The sequence below is a fragment of the Halomonas sp. H2 genome (assembly GCF_050215315.1).
In the GTDB taxonomy this organism is placed as follows: Bacteria; Pseudomonadota; Gammaproteobacteria; order Pseudomonadales; family Halomonadaceae; genus Vreelandella.
In genome coordinates this window covers 1,583,061-1,594,313 of record NZ_CP189760.1, presented here as the reverse complement: position 1 = coordinate 1,594,313, position 11,253 = coordinate 1,583,061, and the positions used below count along the sequence as shown (strand labels likewise).

At 56.5% G+C, this 11,253-nt stretch carries 13 protein-coding genes; all 13 read right to left on the bottom strand.

The genetic code is table 11. The features are described 5' to 3' along the window. Positions 1 to 14: 14 nt before the first annotated feature. The 13 genes from ACQE2I_RS07430 to ACQE2I_RS07370 all read right to left on the bottom strand — a co-directional run bounded on the left by ACQE2I_RS07430 (position 15) and on the right by ACQE2I_RS07370 (position 11,231). On the bottom strand, positions 15 to 1,637 hold the full coding sequence (locus ACQE2I_RS07430; protein ID WP_427030919.1) for a hypothetical protein: 1,623 nt from the start codon (positions 1,635 to 1,637) through the stop codon (positions 15 to 17). Positions 1,638 to 1,704: 67 nt separating this feature from the next. Then, a complete protein-coding gene (locus ACQE2I_RS07425) occupies positions 1,705 to 1,998 on the bottom strand; it encodes a hypothetical protein (protein WP_427030917.1) in 294 nt (97 codons plus the stop codon). Further along, on the bottom strand, positions 1,995 to 2,381 hold the full coding sequence (locus ACQE2I_RS07420; RefSeq protein WP_427030915.1) for a hypothetical protein: 387 nt from the start codon (positions 2,379 to 2,381) through the stop codon (positions 1,995 to 1,997). The genes ACQE2I_RS07425 and ACQE2I_RS07420 overlap by 4 nt, the downstream gene beginning before the upstream one ends. After that, positions 2,378 to 2,698, bottom strand: a complete 321-nt coding sequence (locus ACQE2I_RS07415; RefSeq protein ID WP_427030913.1) for a hypothetical protein — start codon at positions 2,696 to 2,698, stop codon at positions 2,378 to 2,380. Before ACQE2I_RS07415 ends, ACQE2I_RS07420 begins: the two co-directional genes overlap by 4 nt. 9 nt (positions 2,699 to 2,707) lie before the next feature. Next, positions 2,708 to 3,727 (bottom strand): hypothetical protein, encoded by a 1,020-nt coding sequence (locus ACQE2I_RS07410; protein ID WP_427030912.1) that lies wholly within the window; start codon positions 3,725 to 3,727, stop codon positions 2,708 to 2,710. Between the two features lie 8 nt (positions 3,728 to 3,735). Continuing rightward, on the bottom strand, positions 3,736 to 4,266 hold the full coding sequence (locus ACQE2I_RS07405; RefSeq protein ID WP_427030910.1) for a hypothetical protein: 531 nt from the start codon (positions 4,264 to 4,266) through the stop codon (positions 3,736 to 3,738). Further along, a complete protein-coding gene (locus ACQE2I_RS07400; RefSeq protein WP_427030908.1) occupies positions 4,266 to 4,967 on the bottom strand; it encodes a DUF6682 family protein in 702 nt (233 codons plus the stop codon). Before ACQE2I_RS07400 ends, ACQE2I_RS07405 begins: the two co-directional genes overlap by 1 nt. 3 nt (positions 4,968 to 4,970) lie before the next feature. Further along, on the bottom strand, positions 4,971 to 5,294 hold the full coding sequence (locus ACQE2I_RS07395; protein WP_427030907.1) for a hypothetical protein: 324 nt from the start codon (positions 5,292 to 5,294) through the stop codon (positions 4,971 to 4,973). A 56-nt stretch (positions 5,295 to 5,350) separates the two neighbouring features. After that, positions 5,351 to 6,118 (bottom strand): hypothetical protein, encoded by a 768-nt coding sequence (locus ACQE2I_RS07390; RefSeq protein ID WP_427030906.1) that lies wholly within the window; start codon positions 6,116 to 6,118, stop codon positions 5,351 to 5,353. A gap of 89 nt (positions 6,119 to 6,207) precedes the next feature. Further along, positions 6,208 to 7,086 (bottom strand): LAGLIDADG family homing endonuclease, encoded by an 879-nt coding sequence (locus ACQE2I_RS07385; RefSeq protein WP_427030904.1) that lies wholly within the window; start codon positions 7,084 to 7,086, stop codon positions 6,208 to 6,210. A gap of 254 nt (positions 7,087 to 7,340) precedes the next feature. Beyond that, on the bottom strand, positions 7,341 to 8,279 hold the full coding sequence (locus ACQE2I_RS07380) for a hypothetical protein (RefSeq protein ID WP_427030902.1): 939 nt from the start codon (positions 8,277 to 8,279) through the stop codon (positions 7,341 to 7,343). A 254-nt stretch (positions 8,280 to 8,533) separates the two neighbouring features. Then, a complete protein-coding gene (locus tag ACQE2I_RS07375) occupies positions 8,534 to 10,789 on the bottom strand; it encodes a portal protein (RefSeq protein WP_427030901.1) in 2,256 nt (751 codons plus the stop codon). Further along, positions 10,782 to 11,231 carry a hypothetical protein gene (locus ACQE2I_RS07370; RefSeq protein ID WP_427030900.1) on the bottom strand — a complete coding sequence of 150 codons (450 nt, stop codon included), beginning with the start codon at positions 11,229 to 11,231 and terminating at the stop codon, positions 10,782 to 10,784. Before ACQE2I_RS07370 ends, ACQE2I_RS07375 begins: the two co-directional genes overlap by 8 nt. Between the last annotated feature and the right edge of the window lie 22 nt (positions 11,232 to 11,253).

Genomic DNA, 11,253 nt, shown 5'->3' with positions numbered 1-11,253 from the left:
AGAGCCAAAGAGGGTTAAATCAATTCGCTGGGAGAGGTTGCGATCTGAATGGACTGTACTTCGTTGCTGCTTTGAATCTCGACTTCCCAGTCGCGGCACAAAGTGTAGCCCGCAGGGAGTCGAAACATTCCCGAATTGGGAACTTGGGTATCCAGCACTTGGTTACCATCAGCGCGAATAATGAGACGAACAGGATAATGGGAGGCAATCAGCTTGCCGCACGTAAAGCCAGCGCTTCCTGGGGGCACTTCATGTAAGCGGGAGCGCCAGGTGTAGGTCATTGGCCCACCCTGCCCCCATGCCTTAATCGCACTGTTTTGGATCAGGTAAAGCGTGCCCGCAGCAATGTCGTGATAGCCGCCGCTGGCATTAATATCCAAAAACTCGACGCCTTCGCCTGGGGTAAACACCATGCAACCGCCGTCATAGAAGGCAAGGTAACGGCCATCGTAACGGTAAGCGTGCATCGTCTCAGGATTCAGCGCTTGCCACTGGTCTTTGGTAAACACCTCGGCAGTCACCACACGGGCATCACGACCACCGGCAGCAACTAGCCCTTCGTGCCCTGCGTAGATAACGTACTCGCCCATATCGACTAGCGAGCGCGCAGATATACAGGGTTGGTCAACGTCTAGTTGCATGGGCGACATAGCTTCGGGACTAGCACCACTGACAAGGTAGGGCTGCCCCTGCGTGGCCACGATCAGGCCCGACGACATGGCACCAATGGCGACAATGTTGTCTTTGAACGCAAGCTGGTAAGCCACTGGCCATGCGTGCGGCAAATACGCTTCACTAAAGCACAGCGTGTTTTCAAAGAATCCAGCGAGGATGCCGCCAGGCAGTGCAGTTAATCCCTGCAGCCTGGGGTCTGGCATATCCCACTCGACCGATGGCAGCGCGCGACCAAGCTGGGCGCTGGTGTAGTTATCAAAGTATTCGTTGTTGGCGGCACTCACGTCCGCCACGTATTGATAGATACCGTTCGATTCAGCGCGGTAAATGCGCTTTGTCACAATGCCATAGCTGCCGCTTGGCGCGCTGGGCAGTGCCAATTGAACACCGCCTCCCGCAGGCGCGCCGCTCACCATATCCCAGCGCTCAATGATGTTGCTGGGGGCGCTGGGCGCACCTTCCTCGCCAAAACGCGACACAAGGGTAACTACATAAGAGGTTTCAAGCGTGGTCGGTGGACGGTCAACAGGCGCGCGATTGCTAGGCGCAGAAGCGCTAGGGCCGCTGCTTGGCGTGGGTATGCCTAACCGGTAGCTACTGCCAGGGTAAGGCGGTGTGCCGCTGGTAATGTCGCTTATGCCGCCCATCTTTGGCGGGCCGTCGCCTGTCCAGTACACGCGGGAGAACTCGTCATTGGCGAGCGGCGACTTCACTACATGAACGTTGCGCCCCATGCCCCACGTCAGCCAGAAGCCTTGGCCGTCATTGCCGCTTGGGTAGCGGTAAAGCGTGGAGGGATTCGCCACCGCGCTAAGCGATTCGACGGTTAATGGTGCGTGCTCAGGCTTGAGCGTGCCGCGTTTAAGATAAACGTTACGCGCCCGCTGGGCGTTGTTTTCTGGCAGTAGCCGCGCGTTTAAAATCGGCAACTCGCCGCGAAAGGCGCTATGTTGGATTTTCAATATGTCCACCTTTCAGGCACAAAAAAACCGCTCAAGGCGGCATCGGGAGCAATGATTGCCGAGATGTCTAACTGAGGTGTTGAGCCAGCCACCATGCTGCTGCGGCACTCACAACAGCCGGTGCCAGCATATCCATCACCAAACTTTTAAATGACCACACACGCGGATCAAGTCCACCCCACCACGGCATAGAAGTACGGGTGCCATCACCATACTGCGCTATCCAGCGGTACTCAGCCTGTGTCCATTCTCGACTAACCCAAAGTGTTGCCATCACGGCCCAAGCCAATAGAGCATCGCCACCAGAGAACAGAGTCAGTATCACGACCAAGCAACTGATAGGGAGGTGGGTGTATTTCACCACGTAAGCTCCGACGCATCGGTTAGCGTGCCGTCATCTACCTGCGACTGATACTGTGCTTCAAGCGCGATTAACGCACCACGACGATAAGCGATGGCTTGTAACGCCTGCTCTACGTCTACAAGCGGATGATTTGCGTGAAACTGGTCGTCACTATCTTTCCAGCTTTCAAACGATTCGATACTCGCTTCACGGGCAAACTGCACTACTTCGAGTAACGCTTGTCGGTTAGCAGGAGCTCCACTGTAGCGAATGTCATTGATAACGACGCCTTCGGCTTCTGCCACGTTGCGCTGCGACTCAATCACCTCTTTTAGTGACGCTTTTTGCACAGCATCGCGACTCTCAATAGTTGTAACATCTGCATCTGATAGCCAGCTCATGGTGCAATATCCTCCTCAGCTTCGGGCACTACGTCATAAAGCGGTAGCTCGATAGGCCCGTTATGGTTTTCCAGCACTATGGTGTCTGGGAACCGAGTTTCATGCGGGGCATTGGGGCCATGGCCAAGACGAACTGTGCATTCGTATTTGTCACCATCGCGCCTGACCCTGCGCAACGTGGGGTGTTTCACCTCGGCACCGTCAGGTAGCTCGCTAAGGTCGTAGTCGGTGCCGTTGACCGTTAGCACCGTCCCGGTTAGAGCGATAGTTGTTCCCTTGTCGCTAGCGACGGGCGATAGATTAAGGGTTAGTTTCATGGGGTCTCCTCAGTACCAGCGGCCTTCAAGAATTATCGTAAGTGAGTAAGCTTCGTTACGGGTTCTACTTACGCTGGGGTTAAAATCCGCGACAAATCGACATTCTGACGTGTCCGGGACCAACTCGCCGTGTAAACTGACGCAACGCGCTTCCACGGGCAACCCCACGTCCTCGTAGTTACGAAAACGTGCAGATATCGTCAGCCGAGGCGTGCCAACGAAGGAACTGTATTCAACGGGAATGGATCTCACGGTCTGTATCGATGATATGTCTGCCCCGACGGCGGAGCCGCCCGCACCAAACATCACTCTGTAGGTGCCGTCAGCGAGCTTAAGCCACTCTCCGTTCGAGTTTGATCCACTCTCAATAATCGCACCAGTGGGCACGCCATCGGACTGGGAAACTGTGCCGAGGATGTTATCGGAATGGCAGAGTCGTACGGCTTTTTTGATCCTGCCGAGGTTGGCAGCTTTTACGTATACCTCGGGAGGTCGGGAATTATCGCCCCTGCCATCCACCAGTATTTTTGACCAGTTACCACCTGACCACGCGGCACCATACATAGTGCTCCCGGTACTCTGAGACGGGAAACCGTCGCCCACTGGCCCAGCAATGTCTGTTGATCCAACGCTGTAAAACCCGCCCACCGGTGCCTCCTCCCACGGCAGGCTGACCGATGAACCTATTTGCACACCCAACCCGGAAAACCCTACCGCCATTAGGTCGCCAGACCCTGTAACACCACGCCCCAACAATGGCCCCAACTGATCAATCACGCTGTTAAGCTCATCGCGGTCGGGGAACTCGGCAATCAGCTCCGCGCTCGATCCCGTACGGCGATAGAGCCGCATATACGCCCCACCACCAGGAACGCTGAAATATTTTCCATCAGCCGTGTTCTGACGCCCCTCTGTGATCGTTGAGTAGACCGCGTTAAGACCCATCGCTGCGTCGCGGAAGCGAACCACCTCCTCTTGCAGCGCGGCGTTTGTTTGTTCTAGCTGTACAACAGCTTGTTCGAGTGACATATGACCACCTAGCTAAATCGACGTGGTTGAACGCGCGCGCCCTGTTGCTGCCCGTACACTGACAAGCGGTAGGCGTCGTTAATGCCTGCAGTGAAGTGCGTTTCGTGGTAAGCGGCTTGCTCGACGTTGCGCCATGGCTGAGGCAAGAGAAGCAGGCGATGCGTCGCGCCGTGGCGCAGCGTTTCAAAATGCTGGTCGCGTAGCTCGTTGGGCAACGCGCTGTCTGGTGCTGGCTTAACCGCAACGCGCGCCGTGAACGTATCGGTATCGCTTTGGCGATGAATAACAACCGCATCTGGTGATAGCTGCTCATAGTCCACGCCTGGCGTCATTGCTCTGCCATTGCGGTACACGGTTAGCGCTCGCACGCACGTAGCACTAACAGGGGCCGTAATGGCCCCCTCGCTAGTGGTTGGCGCATGAACAATCCACGCATTGCCGTCCTGGCACAGCCGGAACTCTGCCCATTTGATAGCGTCGCGAACGGTCATTAGCGGCGCTTCGGGCACGTCCTGCACCACCGTTTGCAGCAAATCCATTACTGCCGCGTCCGTGGCGGATTGGATGAGTTATCCGGCGCATTAGGCGAGATGGCGCGCGCGACTTCCACCTTCTGCCCTAGTGCGCCCATATACGCCTGCATGTGCATTTGGGCGCGGTTAAGGTTGGCCGCGTGTTCAGCGTCCTTGCTGTAAGCGCGATACAGGATGTAATCGGTAATCACTGGCGCATAGCTGTCGTTAAGACGAATCGGGTCTTCTTTCAAGCCGTCCAGCCCCAACGATACATCGTGCGGTGTCGGTGTTGAGGAATAGATCAACTCGACTTCTGCGCCGTCATCCGCCGGCGGGTACACATAGAAGCGCGTCGGGTCTTGATCATCGAACACGTACTGCTCAATGTCCACGCTAGGCTCGTCGGCGTGCCAGCTGCGGCGCGTGGTATCCAGTGCTCGGCGACTGGTCACCAAGATACCTAATTTGTCGCTGAGGTCTGCCGTATTACGGACTACATCGATCAGGCGAAGACCATCGTCAGGTATCTCTTGCCGGGTTCCTGATACAAGTGGCACCGCTGCGTTGATTGAAGAGGCGTCGGGTTTAATCTGAACGATGGCTTGGTAGCTCTCGTTTAGCCAGCCGATCAGCTCTTCGTTTGTCCAGCGGGTACCGGCGGCCGTCACTTCCTGCAGTACCAGTTTGGTATTGCGGATGACGGTGCCTACAGTTGTGACGGCCATTGCTTACACCTCCTGCATGTAACGGTTTTTTGCCAGTGCAGCCGTCCACGGGAATGTGCGCCCGTTTTTCAGATGCTTGAGAATGCGCCCCTGATACTTAGGCTTTTCATCTGGCTCGACTGCCTCGGTCTGACCCTCGCCGGGGTCTAGCTCGCCCGAGGTCGTGACGCCTTGCTCTGCCAGCGTCTCAGCAGCTTCCAGCAGCTCGGCGCGGATCGTCTCAACGCCTTGGCGCTTATTGATCTCGACGTTTAGCTGTGTGGCGATAGGATCAAAATCATCCTTGGTCGCCGCCTCTTCAATCTGCTCAATCAGTGTCTTGGTCATGCGTGTTTCCTCGCGGAAAGTAAAACGCCACCCCGAAAGGTGGCGATGTGGAGCGCTTAGGCGGCGCGCTCGACGTACAAGTGGCCCATGGCGTTGGGGTCAATGACCTCATAGCCAAAGACGTTGAGGCCGCGCACCAACTGACCGAAGTCCTGCGGGTTAGGCAGGTTCTCCATCTTGGTCATCTGCGACGCAAAGGTGAGCGCCTTCTTGTGACCAAAAATCGCGTTGGTAGCCTGCCGTGTGGTGGTGTCGTCGGTGACTTTCGACATGTTGTTGCTGATATACACGTCGAAGCGGTCGAGCATGCCGACCTTGCCGTTACGGAATACCGAGGTGTTGTCACCCATCGCGCTCGCGTCACGCAGGTCGGACTTTTTGAGCATGCCGTTCATCCAGGCGGGCAACACAATCCAGCGACCGTCATCGGGCACGTTCTGCTCATCCAGTACCGAACCACAGTCCACCAGCACATCGAGGATGCTGGTTTTGTCCACAGACACCGGCGCACCAGCCTCGCCCATGTTGTACCCGCCAGACTCACGACCAGCGGCAGCGCCTGCGTTCTCTGCGGCCGCGTCGGCAAACACGTCACCGAGAATCACCTTGTCGATGGCGATCTTCATCTGCTGGCCAGCGTCATCAGACCAGTTGTCCATCAACTTGATGTCCGCCTGGTACTCATCAACGTCGTTCACTTCAAAGGCAAAGTACTTCGCCTTATCGATGTGTAGCTCGACCTTGTCGCTAGTAGGCTTCTCATAGTTGAGACCGCCGCCCAGCTCATAATCGCGGATGGTGATGGACGGCGTGGTGCGGATCATCACCGTGTCGCCTTGGCTTTTAATCTCCCCCTCATAATCCGTGTTGGAAATTTCAGCGAAGCAGGTTCGCTGGTAAAGTTTTTCGCGGCCTACATAGCGTGTAGGTTCGACTGTCGCTTCATCGCGCCACGCCCTATCCAGTTGGTGGGGCGTTTTTCAATGTCAAAGCTGATTGTGTCGATCAGCCTTGACGCATGCGATGTTGGGTCACTCAGTCTGTGCTGCTGCGCATTTAGGGCTTTGATTGCCTCGCGGATGGTCTCTCCGTCTCTGAAGTTCCCACCCTTGGCACACCCCAAAAGAAAATAGGCTTGCCCTTTCTTGACGTGTAGATGCTTGGCGAAATAGCCAAGAAACTCTGTCGCCTTACTGGGCTGAGAAAGCTCGATGGAGTACATGAAGTTATCGCCTTGACGGCCAATCCTTCCGCCGAAGCATTTCTTGATCAGCTGAATGCCTGCGGTGTAGTTCGGCGCAGCCATAATGGATAGTTTTGGATAAGCGTACCCAGTTTTACTGCAAACTTTGACGGCAAAGCTACCGTCTCCATCTGCATAACCGGCTAGCCACTTCCTCGCAGGGAAGTTGGGCAATACGCCTACGCCTTGCTGGCGTATGGCCTTCACCCTGTTTCTTACCGCCCTAACATCCTCGTCAGTTCTAAGAATGTCGGCACTATCGATCAGATCAATCATTTGCTCGGCATGGTGTCGCTTCAACACCATGTACTTTTTTAGCCTCTCCATTGCCTTTCTGGCAGGGCCGGAACGCATCTGCAACTCTAAGTGCTTGCCGTCAAACTTCTCGCGAATGACGCCCCCAAATTGCTTTTGAGCGTATTCCAGTATGTGACGGTATTCGGCACGCTGCGCGACGGATAGCTCAAGATCAGGCCGGGCGCCTTTTCTCGCTCGGACACTGAGGTGGCCGTCTGCGTCAATGAATCCTGCCAGGTATTTCTCATTCATATATCAACCCTTATTCCTTCCGGACCTTGGTTAATTATTTGCGCTTGCATCGGGTTGCCTTTCGGTTCCCCGTTATTTAGACCCAATTGATACGATGGCCAGAATTCTCAAACCATCTTTCCAGACCAGACCTGCGGGATAAACCCTGCGCTGGACGTGCTGGAGTAGTCGGGATGCCCTGCATCACGTGTTGGACCTGCCATTGGAATAACCTCTTATCGCCTCACGGCGAGGAATCGGAACCGCCAGCCGGGTTAACGAACCCGGCCTTCACGTTGGGCGGCGAATATGTCGGCTTCCAGGCGTTGCGCTTCATCGGCGGCATAGCGGCCAGCGGTCTTGTCGCGATAGAACTGGGAAATCTCGGCACCCGTCCACAACTTGCCGCCTTGAGAATTCGGCGTTTGCGTTGCTTTCGTGGTGCGAGGCTCCACTTGCTCATCGGGTACCGCGCGCTTTTGCGGCTGATTCTGCGCTGCCTGATTCAGATAGAGTTTGAAAACGTCGGCCACCCCTTTGGCGTCTAGGCTCTGTTGCGCCTGACTGAGTGCCTGTTGGTACTGCTTACCCGTTTGTGGATTGAACGTGCTAAGGAATTGCATGAACCCTGGCTCGCTATTGATCTCGCGGTATTTAGGCACTGCTTGCTCTAACCCGATCCAGAAACGCGCTTCTGCATCCTCTTGCTTCTCAGACTCAAGACGCTCAAGGCGTTGCGCGATCTCTGTATTGGGCTGTTGCTGCTGGGAGCCGCTTAACCGCATCATTAGCGATACAAGGTCGTCGCCATACTCTTCCTTATAGCTAGCTAGCTCTTCATCGCTTACACCTGGCAGCGACTGCTTAGGCGCGTCGGGTGCTTTACTGGCATCGGCTAGCTGCTGCTTTAGCTGTTCGTTCTCTTTACGCAGTGCCGGCACTTCGGTGTCGTACTTGCCGCGAATGACGTTAAAGCGGTGTTCCCAGTACAGGGCATCTTTTGCCTCTGTTGTGGGTTCGGCTTTTGGCTCGTCTTTCGGCGGCTCAGCGGATTGCGTATCGGGCTTGTCAGTGTCCGGCTTCTCAGCGTCGCGTGGCGGGTTTTGCTCGCGCTCAGGAGCCTTCGCTTTGTCGGCGTCGGGATTCTCTGGCTCGCGGTCAAAGTGCTGTGCGGCGGCGGCAGCTTGTGCCTGAACGGACTGGGGTAATGACATTTCAACTCCTATGACGCCTCTCGGCGTGTCTGTGAGCCGGCAAGTGCCGGGGTTCACGATTCGGGTAACGGGTTCAACCTGCAGTGTTGAGCGTTGCCCACAAAAAAGCCGCCTCGATGGAAGCGGCTTGCTTGTGAGGCCGGGCAGTGCCCGGCTACTTAAAGCGCGTGTCGATAACATCACGCGCGGTTTCTAACTTTTCGATAAGGCCCGCTAGTGCAGTGGCCTCGCCCTGCTTACGCGCTAACTCTGTGCTATCGCGGCATTGCTCCAGGTGGTTGCGACAATCCTCGCGCTGGGACTTGAGCATTTCCAGCAGGAGTTTGCCGTCCTGGCTGCTGTTGATTCGCGACAGGGCTTTCCACTGCTGCTCGTTCATTCTGGCGTCCTTGAGTCTCCGCGATGAGCTTGGCGATCTGGGCAAGCAGGTGCTGCGCATCCAGCGGCGCCATTTGCTGCGCTATCTGGGTATCAGCTTGGGTTTCAGCCGCGTCGGCGCCGTACTTCTGTGCTTGGGCTTGCTTAACCGCCACCTCGGCCTGCACCTTCGCCTGCTCGATCTGTTGCTGGGCTTCTAATTGCGCTTGCTGGGCCTGCTGCTGCTCGCCCAGGTTATGCTCCATCTGCTCTTGGGTTGGTATCAGCCCTGGCATGTCTAGCTTCTCAGCCGTGCTTTCTAGCAGCTTGCGGCGGCCTTCCATGCCAACGATACCCATATCTATCTCATTGGCGGTCATTTGCAGGAACTGCTGACGCAGCATGTGCGTCTGTTCGCGTATCAGCATGGCAGAGCTGCCGCGCGCGGCAACGTTGCAATCACCCTTGATGCTGGGGTCTTCGCTGTACTGCATGTTGTAGAGCCATAGCGCCTCGATCACGCGACGCATAACACCCCGGTCAATATGGCGAATCGCATCTTTGATACCCTTGTTGGCTGACTCCATCAGCATTGAGAGGCCGCTGGCGGTCTGTCCGGCACCACCTACGTTCTCATTGCCGTAGGTGTAGCGGGGAATATTGGTGGCGTCATCGGCACGGCGCTCAAACTGCTCGTAGACCGTAAGCAGTTCGCCTGCGTTGCTGCTGGGCTGGTAGAAGCGAACAGCGGCGTTATTACCGGTCACCTGGCTGTCTTTAGTACGCCAGATTTTCCAGGGGTAGATGTTGGTCGGGTCTTCCTGAGGTTGCAGGCGATCCTCGTACACTTCCACTTGCGGCCCGGAGGAAATAGCGAGGTTGTTCACCAAGCTGCGTGCCGTGGCGTTGCACACGTCTTGAACATCAGCCATCAGCTCGGGGATAGCTTGGCCCCAGAAACTGCCTGGCACCGGCTGGTAGCTGGCTTTGTGATACGGGCGACGCTCTAGCGGGTCGCGGTTAATGCGAACGCGGATAACGTGCTGACCAATCAAGATGGCCTCGATCTCATACTCTGCCAGTGGGTCTTCAATATCGTCAGGGTTTACACCCCACTGCAGCAGCGTGACGCCTTGAGCACCGCCGGAGTAGATAAGCCCGTCAATGGTTTCGCCGTGGGTAAGCCATTCATGGCCGCGCCCTTCTAGCTCGGCGCGTTCGCCATCTGTCCATAGCCAGTCGCGTAAGCCGCCTTGGCCATATTGCTCCAGAACACGACGGATAGATTCTTCATTGAACGACGGCACGCCGATCAGCTGGTTAAGCTGCATACGCGTAAATCGTGCCCGCTCGATGATGAAGGCGCCGTCATCCACGCTAGTGGCATCAGGGCTGGGATACATATCAAACGGCGATACACGCTCAAACTCGGGCCGTATGGCTGTACTCTTGACCGGCTGCCAGCCTTCCAGCCATTCCAGCGTAGGCACGCGACGCAGGATGGGTGCGCGCACAAACGCAGCGGGATAAGTGACAAAGTCATCCACGAATTGCTCAAATGCTTCACTCCAACCGCCTTCGGCTAGCTGGTCGGCAATGGTGTCTTCGTGGCGCTCTGCAGCCTCCTCGGCTTTCTCTTGCGCCATTTGCCGCACTTGCTCACGGGCCTGTTCGATAAGCGCAGCCATATCAACTTGCTGGCCTTCCTGCTGAGCCTGCATAGCTTGCTGCTGCATCTGCTGGAATACAGGGGCAACGTACTCATCGGGCACATCAGCCACTGGCGTCGGCTGTAGCCCCCACGGCTGCTCATTCGCAGGCATCATGATGTCGCGTATCCATGAGCCCGCCGCGCGGCACTTGGTGGCCGTCAGCATCATGTAAATCTCGGCGCCGCCTTCCTTGCGAATCGCCGACAGTTTATCGGGGGAATATTCGCCCTTGCGGCGACGCAGGCAATCCAGCAGGCGGTATTCGACTTCCTGCTTAGCCACCTTGGCAGATTCCCACGACCGGCGAATGTGCGCACCCAGCGACGATTCCATTAGCTGGCGGCGGCGCTCCTCCTCGGCCTGCATTTGCTGTGCCTCGGCAGCTTGCTCGGCGTGCATATCCGACGCTGATTTGTATTGCAGTAGCCCCAAACTAGCCATTAGCAGCACCCTGCGTTATCGCGCGGTAGATAGCGGCATCAGCAGCGCGCTTGTGGGTACGCATCCGCTGCACGTTGCGGCGCATCGGGCCGAGCTGCTTGAACAGGTCGGTGATGTAGCCAGCAGGATCGTCAAGGAACTCCAGCAGCTTGACGTTAAACGTCACGCCCATATTGCCTTCCACTTCAAATTGTAGGCGCATGCCTGGCTCGGGCGTTGAAACCTTCTCCTCGATAATGACCATATCGATTTGAACGTACCCAACGTCCGGACGGAAACGCTTCGTTGGAATCGGGATGCCGTACTTCATCAGCTCTTGCGCAATCCCCATCGCCGAATCGCGGGCGAGCTTTTCAATGTCGCGGCTCTGCAGGCCTGCCAGGCGTAGCACTGCCGTGTTGGCCCTCTGCTGTTGCGTGCTATCCGGTGCGGAATGAATCATGACCGTCTGCCTCCCGGCGATG